The sequence below is a fragment of the Phycicoccus ginsengisoli genome (assembly GCF_054779295.1).
Genome location: NZ_BAAGYN010000006.1, coordinates 151399 through 170384, shown reverse-complemented (window position 1 = coordinate 170384; position 18986 = coordinate 151399). Strand labels below are relative to the sequence as shown.

Annotated in this window: 17 protein-coding genes; 11 read left to right on the top strand and 6 right to left on the bottom strand. The window is 67.7% G+C overall.

Annotated features, from left to right (window positions below):
* Nucleotides 1–6: 6 nt before the first annotated feature.
* The 6 genes from ACYVDO_RS11960 to ACYVDO_RS11935 all read right to left on the bottom strand — a co-directional run bounded on the left by ACYVDO_RS11960 (nt 7) and on the right by ACYVDO_RS11935 (nt 7028).
* The gene (locus tag ACYVDO_RS11960) at nt 7–780 is read right to left on the bottom strand and encodes a glycosyltransferase family 2 protein (RefSeq protein WP_460936108.1); all 774 of its coding nucleotides are present in this window, start codon (nt 778–780) and stop codon (nt 7–9) included.
* Nucleotides 764–2830: a glycoside hydrolase family 99-like domain-containing protein gene (locus tag ACYVDO_RS11955; protein WP_460936106.1), complete on the bottom strand. Its 2067-nt coding sequence runs from the start codon at nt 2828–2830 to the stop codon at nt 764–766. Before ACYVDO_RS11955 ends, ACYVDO_RS11960 begins: the two co-directional genes overlap by 17 nt.
* The gene (locus ACYVDO_RS11950; RefSeq protein WP_460936104.1) at nt 2827–3591 is read right to left on the bottom strand and encodes a rhamnan synthesis F family protein; all 765 of its coding nucleotides are present in this window, start codon (nt 3589–3591) and stop codon (nt 2827–2829) included. Before ACYVDO_RS11950 ends, ACYVDO_RS11955 begins: the two co-directional genes overlap by 4 nt.
* Before the next feature lie 62 nt (nt 3592–3653).
* Nucleotides 3654–4955, bottom strand: a complete 1302-nt coding sequence (locus ACYVDO_RS11945) for a class I SAM-dependent methyltransferase (RefSeq protein ID WP_460936102.1) — start codon at nt 4953–4955, stop codon at nt 3654–3656.
* Nucleotides 4942–6174 (bottom strand): ABC transporter ATP-binding protein, encoded by a 1233-nt coding sequence (locus ACYVDO_RS11940; RefSeq protein WP_460936100.1) that lies wholly within the window; start codon nt 6172–6174, stop codon nt 4942–4944. Before ACYVDO_RS11940 ends, ACYVDO_RS11945 begins: the two co-directional genes overlap by 14 nt.
* A 38-nt stretch (nt 6175–6212) precedes the next feature.
* On the bottom strand, nt 6213–7028 hold the full coding sequence (locus ACYVDO_RS11935; RefSeq protein WP_460936098.1) for an ABC transporter permease: 816 nt from the start codon (nt 7026–7028) through the stop codon (nt 6213–6215).
* A 168-nt stretch (nt 7029–7196) separates the two neighbouring features.
* Here ACYVDO_RS11935 and rfbA point away from each other — a divergent pair, with 168 nt between their 5' ends.
* The 11 genes from rfbA (at nt 7197) to ACYVDO_RS11880 (ending at nt 18908) form a co-directional block, all read left to right on the top strand.
* A complete protein-coding gene (gene rfbA, locus ACYVDO_RS11930) occupies nt 7197–8081 on the top strand; it encodes a glucose-1-phosphate thymidylyltransferase RfbA (protein WP_460936095.1) in 885 nt (294 codons plus the stop codon).
* Entirely contained in the window at nt 8081–8701 is a 621-nt protein-coding gene (locus ACYVDO_RS11925; protein WP_460936093.1) for a dTDP-4-dehydrorhamnose 3,5-epimerase family protein, read from the top strand. Before rfbA ends, ACYVDO_RS11925 begins: the two co-directional genes overlap by 1 nt.
* Nucleotides 8702–8847: 146 nt before the next feature.
* On the top strand, nt 8848–10671 hold the full coding sequence (locus ACYVDO_RS11920; protein WP_460936091.1) for a polysaccharide biosynthesis protein: 1824 nt from the start codon (nt 8848–8850) through the stop codon (nt 10669–10671).
* Nucleotides 10671–11801, top strand: coding sequence for a DegT/DnrJ/EryC1/StrS family aminotransferase (locus ACYVDO_RS11915; protein ID WP_460936089.1), 1131 nt, complete (start codon nt 10671–10673; stop codon nt 11799–11801). Before ACYVDO_RS11920 ends, ACYVDO_RS11915 begins: the two co-directional genes overlap by 1 nt.
* Nucleotides 11802–11803: 2 nt before the next feature.
* Nucleotides 11804–12424 (top strand): sugar transferase, encoded by a 621-nt coding sequence (locus tag ACYVDO_RS11910; protein ID WP_460936087.1) that lies wholly within the window; start codon nt 11804–11806, stop codon nt 12422–12424.
* Nucleotides 12421–13041 (top strand): NeuD/PglB/VioB family sugar acetyltransferase, encoded by a 621-nt coding sequence (locus tag ACYVDO_RS11905; protein WP_460936085.1) that lies wholly within the window; start codon nt 12421–12423, stop codon nt 13039–13041. Before ACYVDO_RS11910 ends, ACYVDO_RS11905 begins: the two co-directional genes overlap by 4 nt.
* Complete coding sequence (locus ACYVDO_RS11900; RefSeq protein WP_460936083.1) at nt 13038–14270, top strand: glycosyltransferase family 4 protein; 1233 nt, start codon at nt 13038–13040, stop codon at nt 14268–14270. The genes ACYVDO_RS11905 and ACYVDO_RS11900 overlap by 4 nt, the downstream gene beginning before the upstream one ends.
* Nucleotides 14271–14284: 14 nt before the next feature.
* Nucleotides 14285–15304 (top strand): polysaccharide biosynthesis protein, encoded by a 1020-nt coding sequence (locus tag ACYVDO_RS11895; RefSeq protein ID WP_460936418.1) that lies wholly within the window; start codon nt 14285–14287, stop codon nt 15302–15304.
* Complete coding sequence (locus tag ACYVDO_RS11890) at nt 15301–16407, top strand: polysaccharide biosynthesis C-terminal domain-containing protein (protein ID WP_460936081.1); 1107 nt, start codon at nt 15301–15303, stop codon at nt 16405–16407. Before ACYVDO_RS11895 ends, ACYVDO_RS11890 begins: the two co-directional genes overlap by 4 nt.
* A complete protein-coding gene (gene wecB, locus ACYVDO_RS11885; RefSeq protein ID WP_460936079.1) occupies nt 16404–17519 on the top strand; it encodes a non-hydrolyzing UDP-N-acetylglucosamine 2-epimerase in 1116 nt (371 codons plus the stop codon). Before ACYVDO_RS11890 ends, wecB begins: the two co-directional genes overlap by 4 nt.
* Before the next feature lie 6 nt (nt 17520–17525).
* A complete protein-coding gene (locus tag ACYVDO_RS11880) occupies nt 17526–18908 on the top strand; it encodes a lipopolysaccharide biosynthesis protein (protein ID WP_460936077.1) in 1383 nt (460 codons plus the stop codon).
* Nucleotides 18909–18986: the final 78 nt, after the last annotated feature.

Sequence of the window (18986 nt, the reverse complement as noted above, 5' to 3'; positions counted from 1 at the left end):
GCGGGATCAGCTCGACCTGGCCTGCGTCCGCAGGGCCGTGAACTCCCTGGGGTAGCGGCGCAGGAGCAGCAGCTCGTGACGACGCTGGAGCCACTTCCGACGGCCGAAGCTCGCGGCGCCGTCGTGCCACACCAGCGTGCTCGGTGCGGCCAGGTGCCGCCAGCCTGCACGCGCGGCACGGATCGACCAGTCCACCTCCTCGCCGTACCCCGGTGAGAATGCCTCGTCGAAGTTCCCCACCTCGGACAGCGCACGGGAGGTGAGGAGTACGCAGTGCCCGACCGCGACCGGCAGCTCCCGGGCCGGTTCGGCCCGTGACCTGGCCCGCGACGCCAGCGGCTCGAGCTGGTCGGGCCCCTGGAGCTCCGACGCCCCTGGGAGGCTGGCGACCGAGCCGCGGTTGGCCGTGGCCGTCACGCTGGCCGTACGCGAGTCCCACGCTGCGGCGGTCAGGCCCTCGAGCCAGCCCTCGAAGACGACGACGTCGCTGTTGACCACCACCACGTCCCGTCCCTCGCGCACCGCGAAGGCCTCGTTGACCGTGCGTACGAAGCCGAGGTTCTCCTCATGGCTCACCAGCGTGGTGGGTCGTCCCGGGCTGACCACGTCCGTGAGCCACGCCGCGTCGACCCGCTCCGCGCCATGGTCGTCGATGACCAGCAACGGCACGTCCGCAGATGTCCACCGGTCGAGGGCACGCAGTGCGCGGGCCGCCTTCTCGACCTGCCCGTAGACCGGGAGGACGACAAGGGGTGGTGTGGGTTCAGACGTGGACGACATCGCGGACGGCCAGCAGGTAGGTCGAGCCGTGGCGGTCGTTCGGCTCCAGCACGGCCCCCTCCGCCCACTCGTTCCAGGCGTTGACGAAGACCACTCGTTCGTCTGCGGGCCGGTCCGAGACCGCGCTCACGGCCTGGGCGAGCCAGCGCCGGAACGTGTAGGGGTTCGCCCCGAACCACACGTCTCCAGCCCACTGCCGCCGTGCCGTGTTGTCGAAGGTGACCATGACTCCCGGGAAGTACTGTTCCTCCGGGCCGGACCTCAGCCTGGCCTCGGCATCCTTGACCATGGCCTGGTAGCTCAGCAGGTTGCCCCTGAACGACGGGTTCACGTGCAGGCCCTCGTGAGGGATCCAGGACCACAGGTGGTTGTGCGGGGGGAAGCCCATCAGTCCGTCCAGCCCGTTGTCGGCAGCAGAGCCGCTCAGGGCGTCGAACTCATGGGCGACATCGACACTCACCACGTGCAGCTCGATACCGTGCTCCCCTGCCCTGCGGCGCCACTCCTCGACCACGTCGGGGAAGTTGTCCATCTGGCCGGGGCGGTAGACCGAGAGCAGGCACCGGCCGTTGACCCGCATGTACCGGGGGTCCTTGAGCAGGTCCATGACGTCGTCGATGAAGTCCTCGGCCGGCACTCGGTCGTAGTCCTGCCCGATGAGGATGTCGTCGGACCGGCCGTCCCACCGACGGGTCCAGTTCTCGTTGGCCCACATGATGGAGAAGGGGAAGTCGGGACCGCCCGCCGCGAGGGCCTCTATGGGCTTCTCCAGGAGCCGCCGGCCCGCGAACCAGTAGTAGTAGTACATGAAGCCGTGCAGGCCGTGCCTGCGAGCAAGGTCGGCCTGTTGCTCCCTGATCCGGTCCAGCCGCAGGTCGTAGAACCCCATGTCCGTCGAGATCTTCGGCTGGTGGTGCCCGTGGTAGACCGGCTGAGCCCGAGCGACGTTGGTCCACTCGGTGAAGCCCTCGCCCCACCACCGGTTGTTCTCCTCGATGGGGTGGAACTGGGGCAGGTAGAAGGGAACGACCCGGGCGTTCGGCTCACGAGGCGCCTGGGCCGCATAGCGGGTGTATGCCGTGGGGTCATCAGGAGCGTCGAGGACGCCTGCCTCGACCACCCGCTGGCCGCTCTCGCGGACGAGGAGCCCGAGGACGCGCTCGAGGGCGTGCGCCGTGGTGGCGTTGACCTGGCCGCCCTCCGGCTCGAAGTCGGCTGCGGTGAGGTTGAGGGCCCGCAGCCCCTGCAGCACGAAACCTCGGCACCAGTACATGGACCCAGCCGCGAAACGCAGGTGCTGGTCGTCGAGCCCGAGCTCGATCCGCCGCAGCAGGGTGGCAGCCGCAGCCTGGTTGTCGCCCCAGAACTCCGGCCCGAGGACCGAGCCGTCGCTGGAGACCATGCCCAGGTCCGGGGCCGTGGCGAAGGCTCCCAGGATGCGCTCGACGTTGCCAGGCGACCCCAGGAGGCCGTCCAGGAGCTCGCGCCTCCACTGCTCCCCGGTGCCCGTGAGCTCGTGCCCCTCCCGCCACACACTCTTCTTGGTGTGGACCTTCAGGACGATCTCGTACGGATCGAGCAGACCGGCGTTGACCAGCTGCACCAGCGGGAGGATGTCGCGCCCGTGGTTGTCGACGTCGAACACCCGCAGGTTGCACAGGCGGGGCAGAGCCGCGACGTCCAGGTCGAGGGTCTCGCCGGAGGCGTTGGTCATGTAGAGGTCGAACTCGACGGGCAGGGTCGCGAGCTCGTCGAGCAGCTCCGGCACCAGCTCGGTGAAGTAGACGTGCATCGCCACGCCGACCCGGACCGGGGCGTCGACGGGCAGGTCGCGCCTGACCTTCCAGGTTTCCGGGAAGCCGGAGGCAGCCCGCCCGCGGACACGCCCCAGCCACTCCTCGAAGTCGGCGGGTGAGCCCGGGGCGGCGGAGTCCCCCAGGACCGACAGCTCAGGACGGCCCAGCAGCTTTCGAAGCCGGCGACGCGGAGCCACCCGGGCCCGCAGGCGCGACAACCGGCGGCGGACGGCGGCCGGGGTCACCCGCCTCACAGCCACTCCTCGAGGTCCACGCCGTAGCGCCTGAGGACGTACGTCGGGATCTGTTCGCCGTTCGGCGCCACCTCGGGTGTTCGCAGCACCTCGCGTTTCACGAAGGGGAAGCCCAGCTCGAGCAAGGTCCTCCAGCCGCTGATCGTCGGGTTCAGTCCGTTGGACACGGTCCGTTGGTGCGGGAACGCTGCGGTCACCGAGAAGCCTTCCTTGCGCAGCATGGCGCTGAGTCCGAGCTCGTTGCGGTGGATGACGTGGTCCTTGTCCTGCAGGTGGACGATGTTGTCCCAGAAGCGACGCAGGGCAGGCTCCGCGAGCACGCCCCGGCGGAAGCCCAGGAAGTAGCTCTGGAGGTGGTGCCGGAACTGCACCGTGTCCGTCAGGCCGAACACGTCGGAGCCGGTGGCCTCGAACTCGCGCAGCAGACCCTCGAGCGACCACAGCGGCCCCACGAGACTGTCGTTGCAGAGGATCACTGCGTCCTGTGGGGAGATCCCCTCGTCCCAGGCCAGGCCGACGGCCCAGGACCCGAAGTCGTATCCCAGGTTGGGCTTGCGCAACACGGTGATCTCGGCCGCCACGTCGTCGTCCCAGACAAGTGGGCCCGCGAACTCGGACGCCGAGACGACGACAACCCGGTAGCCGCCACCCAGGAGCTGTCGGACGAGCTCGTTCAGTGAGCGTGACACCGTGGGCTGCGTGGAGTACTGCGCCACGACGGCCACCCGCCCCTGGCTCCCGCCGTGACCGCTGCGTTCCACGACCACCGACTCGAGGGTCGCGGCCCCGACCTTGGATCGGCGACCGATGTGTCCCGGCCCCATCACCGTGGTCGGCGGAGCCGCCGGACGGGGGCCGTGGCCCTCCACGAGACGGTCTGTCGCATCTCGCGGACGTGTTGCCACGACTCGAGCAGGTTGTTCCGAGTCTGCTCGAGCTCGGCGTCGGTCTCGGCCAGTTTCTTCTCGGCCTCCGAGAGGCGGTCGCGGTAACCCCGCAGCTCACCCCGCAGCCTTCGCAGGTCGTTCTCGGTGCGTGAGCGCTCCTGGTCGATCGCCTCTCGGGCCTGGGCCAGCTCGGTGGCGTGCTGCTCCTCGGCCGCGACCAACGCGGCTCGTGCGACGTCCCGGTCGGCAAGGGCGGCCTGGCGCGTCGCGACCACCTCCGAGGCGATGGCGGACTGGCGCCGGGTGCCGAAGGCGAACTCTGCCCCGCCCGTCTGCTCGCTGAAGGGAGCGAAGCGATGCGCCTTCTCCAGGACCACCAGGCTGTCGTGGACGTGGATCCCGTCGACGTGGCGGGTCCACAGCGGGTGGACACCCCCCGCGAAGTGGTACCCGTTCACGTCGTCGAGGCGGGCCTTCGCCCACTCCATGAACGTCCCCTCGCGATCGAGGCCACCGCCGTACTCGGGCCAGTAGGAGGTGTGGCAGTCCTCGACGATGTAGGTGCCGCCCTCGGCCAGTCGCGGGAACAGCGTCTCGACCGAGACGATCTGCTGGGTCATCGTGTGGCCGCCGTCGTCGAGGATGACGTCGAAGGGACCGTGCTCGTCGGCGACCCGCGCAAGGGCTTCGGGGTCCTCCTGGTCTGCCAGCACCACGGTGTAGGCCGCGGCGGAGTCACGGGCCGCCACGAGGGCAGCCTCGTCGATGTCGAGGCCCACGAGCTGCGCACCCTCGCCGAAGAAGCGCGACCACATCTGCATGGAACCGCCGCGGTACACGCCGATCTCGAGGACACGCGGGGCCCGGCCGACGTACTTGGACAGGTACCGCGTGTAGACGGGGAAGTAGTGCGGCCACTTGTCGATGACCTTGCCCGCCCGGTTCGCGGCGAAGTGCGCGAAGAGCGTGTCGTCGACGAGGGCTGCCCAGTGCGGGCCTGCGTAGAACGCGGCGCGGTAGACCTCGTTGACCAGGTCCTGCGGCGCCCCGATCGACGACATCGCCTCGCCCAGCCGGTCGAGTGCGGTGGCCTGCGGCTCACTGGTCAGGGCCCCCCAGAGCGCCGATCGCTCCTCATCGGTGAGGCCTTGCGACTCCACCAGCACGTTCCTGGCACGGTCCGGGAAGTCCGTCAGCCACGAGTGCAGCAGGACGGACGTCTCCTCAGAGGTCAGCACGATGCGATGTCCTTCCTTGTCCCGAGGCGACGCGGTCGCTCGTCCACGCCCCGAACATCCGGGTCAGCCCGGGCTCGCCCGAAGGGACCCCACGGACCCTGAGCTCATAACCTCGGTCGATGTAGTCGTAGGTGTGGCCCCTGTACACGGCTGCGGCGGAGAGCTCGTAGACCCCGGGCTGCAGGCTCAGCCGAGGCACGGTGAAGTCGACGGTGCCGCGCTCCTGCAGCTCGGGCACCACGGGTTCGCCCACCCCGGAGTTGGGACCCGCGACGATGACGCCCGACTCGTGGTGGAAGCCCAGCCCGAAGACGACGTCCCGCAGCGGCTCCTTGGCCTCGTAGTGCAACCTGAATCCGGCAGGTTCCCCGGTGAGCAGGACGGGGGTGGCCGCACCACTTCCGTCCAGGTACTCCACCGCGGTGATGCGCACCTCCCCGGACCCGAGTCGGGCATGGGCCCCGGGCACTTCGGGTGCCTCGACCACGCCGGCGGCGTCGGCCGCCGCCGCCTCACTCGTGTTCACCGCGTCGAGGTACTGCTGCACCACGTCGCGGGAGTCACCGAGGGCAGCCATGTGCCCGTGGTCCAGCCAGACCGCCTGGTCGCACAGGTCCTGCACCAGGCCGAGGGCGTGCGACACGAGAATGATCGTCGTGCCCCGCTTGCGCAGCTCGAACAGGTGGTCGAAGCACTTGCGCTGGAACTCCTCGTCCCCCACGGCGATGATCTCGTCGACGATGAGCAGTTCGGGCTCGATCGTCACCGCGATCGAGAACCCGAGCCGGACGTACATCCCGCTGGAGTAGACCTTCACCGGCGAGTCGATGAAGTCGCCGATCCCGGCGAAGTCCACGATCTGGTCCATGGACGCCTCGATCTGGCGTCGGGACAGCCCGAGGATGGCACCGTTGAGGTAGATGTTCTCGCGACCGGTGAGCTCGCCGTGGAAGCCGGCGCCGAGTTCGAGCAACGCCGACAACCGGCCCGTGGTGGCCACCCGCCCCGACGTGGGTCGGTGGACTCCGGCCAAGAGCTTGAGCATCGTCGACTTGCCCGAGCCGTTGTGACCGACCAGACCGAAGGTGGTCCCCCGCTCGACGTCGAAGCTGACGTCACGAAGCGCCCAGAACTCCCCGTCGGTCTTGCCCGAACCCCTGACCAGACGCTCCTTGAGAGAGTTCCTCTTCTCGGTGTGGAGGATGAATCGCTTGGACACACCTTCGACCCGGACCGCCGGGCCCCTCGCATTCTTGCTCACAGTTCCTCCCCCAGGTCCAGGCCGCGGGTTCGATGGACCAGGATCGCCAGGCCGGCAGCCACTGCGGAGCTCCCGAAACAGTAGAGCCAGGCGTGCGCCGGCGGGAGGTTGAGACCGTAGACCAGCTCCCGGAAGACCTGGATGAACTGGGTCATCGGATTCGCGGAGATCACCAGCCGCAGCGGGAGCCCGTGCCACTCCTCGGGGATGATCTGGATCCGGTAGATGATGGGCGAGATGTAGAAGAGCAGCTGCAGGGTGACCCCGATGATGTGGACGAGGTCCCGGAAGTAGACATTCAGGATCGACAGGATGTGGGACATCGCGGCGATGAACACGACGAAGCTCACGGCCCAGGGGACCACCAGCAGCCACGTCCAGGCGACGTTCCCGAGCACCACGAGGACGACGAGCAGGATCGAGAGCTCGATCGCCGACTGGATCAGCACGGCGATGACGGAGCCGAGGATGGGCGCGTAGGAGGGGAAGAAGATCTTCTTGAGCAGCGGCCCGGTGGCCAACAGCGTCGGCATGGCCGTGTTGATGGAGGTGGCGAACATGGTCCACGGAACGAGGCCGGCCAGGAGCCAGACGGTGAAGTTGCCCTTGCGCCCGGAGCCGAAGTCCGGTGGCGCCGCCCGGAAGATGACAGCGAAGACGACCGTGTACGTGAGCAGCGTGGCCAGGGGCACCACGAGCGACCAGGCCCACCCGAGCGCGGTCCCCTTGAACCGCGCACGGAGGTCACGCTCGGCGAAGTTCCAGACGAGACCGCGATAGGCAAGAGGCCCCGTCGCGTCACGAACAGCCATTCGAAGATCCTCCCGTTGAAGCCTTGGGACCGGGCCCCGCCCTGCCTCCACGCCGATGCCTCGACGCCCTGATCGGCGGCCCAGTCCGGCTCCGCGACCCCGGGAAGGGTACCCGATGAGCAGGCCCCGGCTGCCCCCGCGGGCGCGCGCGACCGTTAGAGTCGCCGCATGAAGGGCATCATCCTGGCCGGCGGATCGGGCACCCGACTGCACCCGATCACCCTGGGCATCAGCAAGCAGCTCATGCCGATCTACGACAAGCCGATGGTGTACTACCCGCTGTCGACCCTGATGATGGCCGGCATCCGCGAGGTGCTCGTCATCACGACCCCGGAGGATGCCGACCAGTTCCAGCGGCTCCTCGGCGACGGCTCGCAGTGGGGCATCGAGCTCTCGTATGCCGTGCAGCCGCGGCCCGAGGGCCTGGCCCAGGCGTTCGTCATCGGGGCCGACTTCATCGGCCAGGACTCCGTGGCGCTGGTCCTCGGCGACAACATCTTCTACGGCACCGGTCTCGGCACTGCCCTGCGCGACAACACCGAGGTCACCGGCGGCCACGTCTTCGCCTACCACGTGACCGAGCCGTCGGCCTACGGCGTGGTGGAGTTCGCCGAGGACGGGCAGGTGCTCTCGATCGAGGAGAAGCCCGCGGAGCCGAAGAGCTCCTACGCCGTGCCGGGCCTGTACTTCTACGACAACGACGTGGTCCAGATCGCCCGCGACCTCGAGCCCAGCGACCGCGGCGAGCTCGAGATCACCGGGGTCAACAACGCCTACCTCGAGCGGGGCACCCTCACGGTCACGGTCCTGGAGCGCGGCACCGCGTGGCTCGACACCGGCACATTCGAGGGGCTCATGGACGCCTCGCAGTTCGTCCACGTCGTCCAGCAGCGGCAGGGCCACAAGATCGGCTGTGTCGAGGAGATCGCCTGGCGCAACGGCTGGCTCACCGACGACGAGCTCGAGCGGCTCGCCGACTCCCTCGCCAAGAGCGGCTACGGCAGCTACCTGCACAGCGTCCTGGCCGAGGGTCGTGCCCGGGTGGAGGCGTGATGCACATCCGTCCCCTCTCCGTGGCCGACGCCTTCGAGGTCACCCCGCGCCAGTTCCCGGACGACCGGGGGGTGTTCCTCGAGTCGTTCCGCGGCGACCTGCTGGCCGAGCACGTGGGGCACGTGCCCGACATCGTCCAGACCAACGTCTCGGTGTCGTCCCGGGGCACCGTCCGGGGCATCCACTTCGCGGACGTGCCCCCGTCGCAGGCGAAGTACATCACCGCCCTGACCGGTTCCCTCATCGACTTCGTCGTCGACATCCGGGTCGGCTCCCCCACCTTCGGCCAGTGGGACTCGGTGCTGCTCGACACCCGGGACCGCCGCGCGGTCTACCTGCCCGAGGGCATGGGACACGCCTTCGTCGCCCTCGAGGACCACACCACGGCCATGTACCTCGTCACCGCGCCCTACAACCCGGGCCGCGAGCACGGCCTCCACCCGCTCGACCCCGAGGTCGGGCTCACCCTTCCCGAGGGACTGCAGTCACCACTGCTGTCCCCCAAGGACGCCGCCGCGCCCACGCTGGCGCAGGCGCAGGTTGCCGGACTGCTTCCCTCGTATGCCGAGTGCCGGGCTTACTACGACCAGCTGGCCCAGCGGGTGGACGCCTCGAGCTGACCGTTCTGGGTCGGTCTTCGCAGGTCAGGCGCCTGCGGAGGGTCCAACACGGACCAAACGGACTAGTAGACCTGCGCATACCCGACCCAAACCACCTGTAAACTCCTGATGGTTTTGTCGGGCAACCAAGGTGGAAGGGCCGTGCGATGCCGCCGAGCAGGGGACGTCAGCGTCGCGAGCGCCTGACCCGCTGGAGCTGGGCCCTCATCGACTCCGGCGCCTGGGTCGTCGCGATCTTCCTCGCCGCCTGGTTCCGGTTCGACCTGCGGCTGGAGCAGACGATCAGCCCGGCCATGCTGTGGTTCGCCGTGGCAGCCATGCTGGCGCAGCTCGTCTTCGGCACGGTCTTCGGGCCGTATGCCGTGGGGCACGAGCGAGGGTCGTTCGAGGAGACCTACGACGTGGGTCGCACCGTGGCCCTCACCACCCTCGTCCTCCTGACCCTCGTCTTCGCCCTCCACCTCGGCCCCATCCCCCGCAGCGTGCCCTTCACGGCGCCGGCCTTCGCGATGATCGGCATGTTCGCGGCGCGCTTCATCATCCGGTCCTGGCGTGCCCGGCAGGCCCTGATCCACAAGGCGGAGCAGCGCGCCATCGTGTTCGGCGCGGGCGAGGCCGGCCGCCGCCTCACCCGCAGCCTCATCCGCGACGCCGGGAGCGGCTACGCCCCGGTGGCCCTGCTCGACGACGACCGCGCGAAGGCACGCCTGCGGTTCGAAGGCGTCCGGGTCCGTGGGACGCGCACCGACATGGCGGCAGTGGCGGCCAAGCACGACGCCGAGGTCCTCATCATCGCGCTCCCCCTGGCCGAGGCTCCGACGATCCGCGAGCTGACCCAGCTGGGCGAGGACGCCGGGCTACAGGTCCTGCTGCTGCCGCCCATCAGGGACATCATCGGCGGCCGGCCGACCGCCGGCGACCTGCGCAACGTCGATGTCGCCGACCTCCTCGGGCGCCGCCCCGTCGACCTCGACACGGCCGTCATCGCCGACCAGATCGCCGGCAAGAGCATCCTCGTCACGGGCGCCGGAGGCTCGATCGGCTCCGAGCTGTGCCGGCAGATCGCCCGCTTCGGCCCCGCCAAGCTCTACATGCTCGACCGCGACGAGTCGGGCCTGCAGTCGACGCAGATGAGCCTCGACGGCCAGGGCCTGCTCAACACCGACACCGTCGTCCTCGCGGACATCCGCGACGTCGCCCGGATGCGCGAGGTCTTCACCCAGACCCGGCCCGACATCGTGTTCCACGCCGCCGCCCTCAAGCACCTGCCCCTCCTCGAGGCGAACCCCCTCGAGGCGTGGAAGAGCAACGTCATCGGGACCCACAACGTGCTCCAGGCGGCTGCCGAGGTCGGCGTCGGCTCGTTCGTCAACATCTCTACCGACAAGGCGGCCAACCCGAGCTGCGTCCTCGGCTACAGCAAGCGCGTCGCCGAGCGGCTCACGGCCGACTTCGCCCACCGCGAGCCCGGCCGTTACGTCTCCGTGCGGTTCGGCAACGTCCTGGGCTCTCGCGGCTCCGTCGTCCACACGTTCACCGCCCAGATCGAGCGAGGCGGCCCCATCACCGTCACCCACCCGGAGGTCGAGCGCTACTTCATGCTGATCCCCGAGGCGTGCCAGCTGGTGCTCGAGGCCGCGTCGATCGGCTCCGACGGCGAGGTCATGGTGCTCGACATGGGCGAGCAGGTGAAGATCGTCGAGGTCGCCCAGACCCTCATCCGGATGAGCGGCCGCCGCGACATCGAGATCACCTACACCGGCCTGCGCCCGGGCGAGAAGCTCGGCGAAGAGCTCTTCTCCCCTGACGAGGAGCGTCGCCACACCGCCCACCCACTCGTGAGCAGTGTCGAGGTGCCGGCGATCGACGCCGGCCAGGTGGCCCTGACCACCCACGCCGAGCCGACCCACGCCGCCCAGTGGATGCGACGCGAGGCCACGACCATCGCCGACAGGAGTCGCGCCCTCTGATGTCACGGATCTTCATGTCCAGGGCGGACGTCACCGATGTCGAGGAGCGCTACGTCCTCGACGCCCTGCGTTCTGGCTGGGTTGCACCCCTGGGTCCCGACGTCGATGCGTTCGAGGCCGAGGTCGCCGAGCGGACTGGCGTCTCCCACGCCCTGGCCCTGTCCTCGGGCACGGCTGCTCTGCACCTAGCGCTTCTCGATTCCGGGGCCAAGCCCGGGCGCATCGTCGTGCTGCCGTCCATGACGTTCGCGGCCAGCGCCAACGCCGTGGTCTACACCGGTGCTACGCCGGTCTTCGTCGACTCACGCCTGGACGACGGCAACGTTGACCCTCAGCTGCTCTTGGATGCGGTCGACGCACTGAGGGCCGAGGGCGCCGACGTCGCCGCTGTGATGACCGTGGACCTGTTCGGGCGCTGTGCGGACTACCGAGTACTGGTTGATGGACTCCTGTCGCGGGGCGTTCCCCTCGTCGAGGACGCCGCAGAGGCGTTGGGCGCCTCCTTGGACGGGAGAGCGGCCGGCTCATTCGGTCGTGCGGCCGCCCTGTCGTTCAACGGCAACAAGATCATGACCACGTCGGGCGGGGGAATGCTGCTCTCGAACGACGGCGAGGTCGTGGCCCGCGCCCGGTACCTCTCGGCCCAAGCTCGCCAACCAGCGCCGTGGTACGAGCACACCGAGGTCGGCTTCAACTACCGCATGTCGAACCTCTTGGCGGCCCTCGGCCGGGCGCAGTTGTCCCGACTTGATGCCATGATCGCTCGCCGACGCACGATCCGTGATCGCTACCAGGAGGCCCTGGCCGACGTGCCCGAGGTGCGGTTTCTTGGCCTCGACGGTGACAGCAAGTACGTCGACAACTGCTGGCTGACCTGCATCGTCATCGACCCCGACATGGCGGATGCATGTGGCGTCATCAAGCATCTCGACGCGGCCGACATCGAGGCGCGCCACCTGTGGAAGCCCATGCACCTGCAACCTGTGTTCGCTGACGAGCGCGTGTTTGCAACAGGCGCGTCCGAACAGCTGTTCTCTCGTGGCGTGACCCTTCCCAGCGGTTCTGCGCTGGGCGATGGCGACATCGACCGCGTCATCATCGAGTTGCGGTCCGCCCTCGGCGTGCGCTGATCATGGTCGGCTATCCGGGCAAGCGCGCCCTCGACCTGCTTGTTGGGATCCCCGCGCTCGTGCTCTCGATGCCCCTCCAGGCGGTCGTGGCCGTTGCGGTACGACGCCGACTTGGGTCTCCGGTCGTGTTCCGCCAGGCGAGACCAGGGCTGCAGGGCCAACCCTTTGAGCTGCGAAAGTTCCGCACCATGCTCCCGGTGGACATCGAGCGCGGATGGACCGATGACGAGAGTCGGATGACACGGTTCGGCGCCTGGTTGCGGTCGACGAGCCTGGATGAGCTGCCCACCTTGTGGAACGTCGTCCGCGGAGACATGTCCCTCGTCGGCCCGCGGCCACTGCTCATGCAGTACCTGGATCGATACTCGCCGCACCAGGCCCGGCGGCACGAGGTACGACCCGGCATGACGGGGCTTGCGCAGGTCTCAGGCCGCAACGCCATCACGTGGGAACGCAAGCTGGACCTCGACGTCGAGTACGCCGACCATTGTTCCCCTCGCCTGGACTTGGCCATCGCGCTGAGGACCGTCAGGCAGGTGGTCCGACGACACGGAGTCACGGCTGAGGGGCACGCAACGACATCGGAATTCATGGGATCGGCGTCTGATGGGCGGACGCCGTGACCGGGATCGTCGTCGTCGGCGGTGGAGGATTCGGACGTGAAGTCATCGAGATCATCGGCGCCACCGGCCATGCTGTCGAAGGCGTGGTGGACGACTCGCCTTCGGCCGAGCTCGCCTCGCTCGTGGGGAGAGCTGGCTCCCGGTTGGTCGGAACGCTCGACTGGTTGCTGACGCAACCGGCCGAGCCCACCGTTGTCATCGCAATTGGTGATGCGATGGCTCGCCGGACCATTGTGCGGCGACTTGAACCTGTTGCACCTGTGTACCCAGTGTTGATCCATCCCGACGCCACGGTTGGACGAGACGTTCGCTTGGGGGCGGGCACAGTCATCGCGCCAGGTGCCCGGCTGAGCACGAACATCGACATTGGGCGACACGTCCACATCGACCAGAACGCGACCGTTGGCCATGACACGACGATTGGCGACTTTGTGCGGCTGAACCCGCAGGCATGCATCTCTGGCTTCGTGACGGTAGGCGCCTCCGCTCTCGTTGGAGCTAGCGCCACGGTCCTGCAAGGTCTCGAGGTAGGTCCGCAGGCCATTGTGGGGGCCGGGGCTGTGGTGACGAGAAGCGTGTCTCCCGGTCTCACCGTCATGGGGGTACCCGCGCGATGAGGATCGCAGTGGTGACGCAGTGGTTCCCACCCGAGCCAGGCACGGTGGTGGCATCGGCCATCGCAACTGGTCTTGCATCTCGGGGACATGAGGTCCATGTGCTGACGGGCTTTCCGAACTATCCCACGGGGGTCCTTCACCCCGATTACCCCCTGCGTCCCTATCGTCGTGAACAGGTGGGCTCCGTGACCGTCCACCGCGCACCCCTGCACCCCAGCCACGATCGATCAGCGGTGCAGCGGATGCTGAACTACGTATCCTTCGCGGCCTCATCAACGGTTGTCGGCTGGACCCGGCTCCCCCGACCCGACGCCTGGCTCGTGTACTCGTCCCCGGCAACCGCCGCGATGCCGGCGCTGTTGTCCCGGTGGCCTCGGCACGCACCGACCTGCTTGATCATCCAAGACTTGTGGCCGGACAGCGTCACCCAGAGCGGTTTCGTCGGCAGCGGCCGCGTCGTCGCAGGCATCGAACGAGTGCTGAACCGGTTCTGCTCCTGGACCTATCGGCAGGCGTCGGGTATCGGCGTGATCAGCCCCAGCATGCGCGACATCCTGATTCATCGGGGGGTGCCGAGCTCCAAGATCTTCGACACGCCCAACTGGATCGATGACGAGCATGTCTCCGCGATCAGTCCCGACGGCCGGGCCGCTCTTGGTCTTCCGGAGGGCCGCCTTTTCATGTACGCGGGCAACGTGGGAGAGCTTCAGGGCCTCGACCCTCTGATCGAGGCGTTCGGCCATGTTCCTGAGGCGCAACTTGTGGTTCTGGGCGACGGTGTCGCTCGTGAACGCCTTCAAGCCCTGGCGAAGACTTCCCGTCTCGACAACGTGCGTTTTCTGGGTAGCCTCCCCTCCGAGAGAGTCGGTGCCTACATCCACGCCTCCGACGTGCAGATCGTCTCCCTTCAGGACACACCCCTCCTGCGAGCCACGATGCCGAGCAAGGTGCAGAGCTCCTTCGCTTTCGGGAAGCCGGTCCTTGCGCACGCCGCCGGCGACGTAGCCGCCCTCATCGATCATCACCACGCCGGGGTCGTGGCTCCCCCCGGCGACCTGGAAGGTACGGTTTCGGCGATCCGCTCGCTGGTCTCCTCGACGGACCCGAGGCTTGCGGAGATGGGCTCCAACGCCCGGGCGCTGTTCGAGGAGCAGTTCTCTGCCGACGCTGGACTTGATCGACTCGAAGCAATGCTCATGACCTCTCTGGCATCTGGAAGGACGCGGTAGTGCACTCCGAGAACATGGAAGGGGCGACCATCGCCATCACTGGCGGGACCGGCTCCTTCGGCTCCACCATGGCCGCACACCTCCTCGGTCGGGGGGTGGAGACGATCCACATCCTCAGCCGCGACGAGGCCAAGCAGGACGAGATGCGCAAGCGCTTCTCGGACTCGAGACTGCGCTTCTTCTTAGGCGATGTCCGCGACTACGACAGCGTCCTGTCCGCCTTCGTCGACACCGACTTCGTCTTCCATGCGGCTGCCCTCAAGCAGGTGCCGTCCTGCGAGTTCTTCCCAGAGCAGGCCGTGAAGACCAACGTCACCGGCAGCCACAACGTCATCGAGGCAGCTGCCCGTGTAGGCGTCCGCTCGGTCGTCTGCCTGAGCACCGACAAGGCGGTCTACCCGGTCAACGCCATGGGCATGAGCAAGGCCCTCATGGAGAAGACGGCGCAGGCGTTCGCCCGCAACAACCCGCACTCCAAGACGACCGTGTCAGTGACCCGGTACGGCAACGTCATGTACTCGCGCGGCTCCGTCATCCCGCTCTTCGTCCAGCAGATCCAGCAGGGCAAGCCGCTGACGATCACCGAGCGCAGCATGACCCGCTTCCTCATGTCCCTGCAGGAGTCGGTGGACCTGGTCGAGCACGCGTTCAACCACGCCGAGCCCGGCGACCTGTTCGTCCGCAAGGCGCCGGCCTCCACGGTCGACGTCCTCGCGCGTGCAGTCGCGTCCCTGCTCGGCGTCGACGACCCGCAGATCCGCGTCATCGGCACCCGCCACGGCGAGAAGCTCCACGAGACGCTCCTGAGCCGTGAGGAGATGCTCAAGTCCAACGACCAGGGCGACTACTACCGCGTCCCGCTGGATGCGCGCTCGCTCGAGTACGAGCTGTACTTCGAGGAGGGCGAGCGCGACGCGGTCGCCGTGGAGGACTACACCTCCGAGAACACCGAGCGGATGGACGTCGAGCAGACCAAGCAACTGCTGCTCAAGCTGCCCGAGATGCAGACCCTGCTCGCCGGGGTCCGCCCGTGAAGGTCCTCGTCACGGGTGCCGGCGGCTTCCTCGGCTGGCACACGCTGGCCCGGCTGCGCGCCCAAACGGACCACGAGGTGGTCGCCGTCACGCGGGAGAGCTGGGGCTCCCTGGCGGACGAGGTGCACTCCGCCGACGCCGTGATCCACATCGCCGGCGTCAACCGAGCTGAGGACCCGGAGCAGGTCCGGCTGGGCAACGTCCGGCTGTCCGAGGACCTGGCCGCCGCGGTCCGCGAGGCCGGCCGACCCGTGCAGCTGGTCAACGCCAACTCGATCCAGAGCGGCAACGGCACCCCGTACGGCGCCGGGAAGCAGCAGGCGGCCGAGCTCCTCGCAGCGGCCAGCGCGGACACCGGCAGCACGTTCGTCAACGTGATGCTGCCGAACCTGTTCGGCGAGCACGGCCGTCCGTCGTACAACTCCTTCGTTGCGACCTTCGTCCAGGCCGCCATCGACGGGAACGAGCCCTCCATCCAGGACCGGCCCGTGGATCTGCTGCACGCCCAGCGGGCCGCCCGGGCATTGCTCGACGGCCTACTGGCCCCCGCCGGACGCCTCGAGCCCCAGGGCACGCCCACGAGCGTCCTCGAGGTCTGGGAGCTGCTGCGCGAGTTCCACGGCCTGTATGCCACGGGCGACATCCCCGCCCTCGACACCGCCCTGCGCGTGGACCTGTTCAACACCTACCGCGCCGCCCTGTTCCCCGGGCACTACCCCATCACCCTCACGGCGCACTCGGACGACCGCGGGCGCCTAGTGGAGACCGTTCGGGCCCACGGTGGCCAGGGCCAGACCTTCGTCTCGACCACCCGGCCGGGGATCACCCGCGGCGAGCACTTCCACCTCAGCAAGGTCGAGCGCTTCGTCGTCCTGAGCGGTCAGGCACGCATCTCCCTGCGCCGGGTGTGCACGGAAGAGGTCGTGTCCTTCGACGTCAACGGCGCCGAGCCGGCGGTGGTCGACATGCCGACCATGTGGGTCCACAACATCACCAACACCGGTGACACCGAGCTGACCACCCTCTTCTGGACCCACTCGCTCTTCGATCCTGATAACCCGGACACGTTCTGGGAGCCTGTAGCCGTGGAGGCCAGCGCATGACCAAGGTGATGACCATCGTCGGGACCCGACCGGAGATCATCCGGCTCTCCCGGGTGATGTCCCGTCTGGATGAGACCGTCGACCACGTGCTCGTCCACACCGGGCAGAACTACGACTACGAGCTCAACGGCATCTTCTTCGACGAGCTGGGCATCCGGAAGCCCGACCACTTCCTCGAGGTCGACACGAGCAGCCTCGGTCGCGTCCTCGGGGAGACGCTCATCAAGGCCGAGGCGGTCCTGCTGACGGAGCAACCCGACGCCGTCCTAGTCCTGGGCGACACCAACAGCTGCGTCGCCGCCATCATGGCCAAGCGGATGCGGATCCCCGTGTACCACATGGAAGCCGGCAACCGCTGCTTCGACGAGAACGTCCCCGAGGAAACCAACCGGCGGCTGGTCGACCACGTGGCCGACTTCAACCTGGTCTACACCGAGCACGCCCGTCGCAACCTCCTGTCAGAAGGGCTGCATCCCCGTCGCATCCTTCTCACTGGATCGCCCATGAAGGAGGTGCTCCTGCATCATCGGGAGCAGTTCCAGGCGAGCAGCATCTTGGAGACCCTCTCCCTCGAGCAAGGCCGGTACCTGCTGGTTTCCGCGCACCGTGAGGAGAACGTCGACAACCCGGATCGCCTCGGCCAGTTGCTTGACTGCCTGGTGGCTGCGCACGAGAGGTTCCAGGTCCCTGTCCTGGTCTCGACCCATCCGCGGACCCGCAATCGCCTGGAGGCTCTCGGTCGCGAACTCCCTGAAGGAATCGTCTTCCACAAGCCGCTCGGCTTCATCGACTACGTGCGCCTCCAGCAGGACGCGCTGTGTGTCCTGTCGGATAGCGGCACCATCAGTGAGGAGTCGTCAGTCCTCGGCTTCCCGGCGATCACGCTGCGCGACTCCATCGAGCGCCCCGAAGCCCTGGATACCGGGGCAATCATCATGACGGGCCTGGATCCGGAGAACGTCGTGGAGGCGGTTGAGGTCGTGGTGCACGACCGGAGCGCCGGCCAGCACGTCCCCGCTGACTATGCGATCGACAACTGCTCCGAGCGAGCCGTGCGTTTCATTCTCTCGACCCGAGGACGTCACCGCGCTTGGGCCGGAATTCGGGGTTAGACGGGGATGGCAGCAAGGGTGATCGGTCCAGAAGAGGCATCGCAAAGCGACCCGGCGATGGCCGCTGCGGGCCTGACACGGTCGAGTCAGCTGAGACGCGGGATCCTCACGTCATTCATCAGTCGCGGAATCGCGGCGGTTGGGCCACTAGTGCTGATCCCTATCACCCTACGCTACCTAGGGGCCGAGACATACGGCTTATGGATGGCGGTGAGCGCTGTAGCGGCGATGGTCATGTGGGCGGATCTTGGCCTAGGCAATGGTCTGATGACGCAACTCGGCGAGCGACTGGCCGTTGGCGACACTCGCGGCGCCTCGAGACTCATATCTACTACCTACGCTCTGCTCGGGGCGGCGTCACTGACCTTAATTGGAGCTATATGGCTGTGCGCGCCTTGGATCCCTTGGACGCGGCTTCTCGGGGCAACCACTGCTCAGACATCGGGGCAGGCTCGCGCGGTTGCCCTCATCTGCCTGTCCGCGTTCCTGATCAACATCCCCCTCTCCTTGGTACAGCGGGTTCAATACGCGCGGCAGGAAGTCAGTCAGAGCAACTTGTGGCAGGCGGCAGCTGGCCTTCTGACGATCGCCACTACTGGGGCTGCGGTCGCCCTCACAGCAGCGCCGATCGAGGTCATCGCGGCGTCGAGCTTCGCGCTGCCCCTCACCAACACGATAAACGCCATCTGGTTCTTCTCGAGAAACCGGGAACTCCGGCCGACGGCGCGAAGAGTAAGTCGGAACGCCGTGCGCGGTCTAATGAGCTTGGGCGGGCAATTCCTTCTGGTGTCGGTGTTGACCTCAGTCGCCATCAATTCAGACAACTTGATAGTCGCCCACACGCTTTCACTGGCCGAGGTGACCACCTATGCGGTGCCTGCCAAGCTTCTCACCGCCTTGGGCCTAGTTGTGTCCCTTCTCAATCTCCCCCTCTGGCCAGCTGCCGCCGACGCTCTCGCACGCGGTGAGACCGAATGGGTCAAACGCACCGTTTCCCGCATGACGTTGCTGTCGGGCGCCGCGGTGGCAGTTCCAGCCGTCTGCTTGGTTGCGTTCGGTCCTCACCTCATTAGAGCTTGGAGTTCGGTTGACGTCTCCGGTCGCCCCGGGATGCTGCTGGGACTCTCGCTATGGTGGCTCATGCTCGCCATCGCCTCTCCGCGCCTGATGGTCCAGAACGCGCGTGGCTACCTTCGGCCGCAGGTGCTGGGCTGGCTAGCATTCGTACTAATCGGGATCCCACTCAAACTCCTCGCGGCTCAGAAGGCGGGGCTTGCCGGACTCGCGCTCACCGGGGCAGCCGCATACATGGCGTTTCTTGGCCCCGCAGTTCACGTCGGCTACCGCCGAACTCTCAAGCAGACGCTGTCGGGATCGGGGCAACAGTGAGCAGATTTCTTACGAACGCGCGGGCCATTTTTCGCAGATTGAACGATCGCCGCCTCGCTGCAACCGACCCCGAAGCCT

Bases quoted from the DNA above. Each gene is read 5' to 3' on its own strand.
- ACYVDO_RS11895 (WP_460936418.1), top strand. From the start codon at position 14,285: ATGGAAGGGGCGACCATCGCCATCACTGGCGGGACCGGCTCCTTCGGC.
- ACYVDO_RS11900 (WP_460936083.1), top strand. From the start codon at position 13,038: ATGAGGATCGCAGTGGTGACGCAGTGGTTCCCACCCGAGCCAGGCACG.
- rfbA (WP_460936095.1), top strand. From the start codon at position 7,197: ATGAAGGGCATCATCCTGGCCGGCGGATCGGGCACCCGACTGCACCCG.
- ACYVDO_RS11880 (WP_460936077.1), top strand. From the start codon at position 17,526: ATGGCAGCAAGGGTGATCGGTCCAGAAGAGGCATCGCAAAGCGACCCG.
- wecB (WP_460936079.1), top strand. From the start codon at position 16,404: ATGACCAAGGTGATGACCATCGTCGGGACCCGACCGGAGATCATCCGG.
- ACYVDO_RS11935 (WP_460936098.1), bottom strand. From the start codon at position 7,028: ATGGCTGTTCGTGACGCGACGGGGCCTCTTGCCTATCGCGGTCTCGTC.
- ACYVDO_RS11960 (WP_460936108.1), bottom strand. From the start codon at position 780: ATGTCGTCCACGTCTGAACCCACACCACCCCTTGTCGTCCTCCCGGTC.
- ACYVDO_RS11910 (WP_460936087.1), top strand. From the start codon at position 11,804: ATGGTCGGCTATCCGGGCAAGCGCGCCCTCGACCTGCTTGTTGGGATC.
- ACYVDO_RS11915 (WP_460936089.1), top strand. From the start codon at position 10,671: ATGTCACGGATCTTCATGTCCAGGGCGGACGTCACCGATGTCGAGGAG.
- ACYVDO_RS11925 (WP_460936093.1), top strand. From the start codon at position 8,081: ATGCACATCCGTCCCCTCTCCGTGGCCGACGCCTTCGAGGTCACCCCG.
- ACYVDO_RS11920 (WP_460936091.1), top strand. From the start codon at position 8,848: ATGCCGCCGAGCAGGGGACGTCAGCGTCGCGAGCGCCTGACCCGCTGG.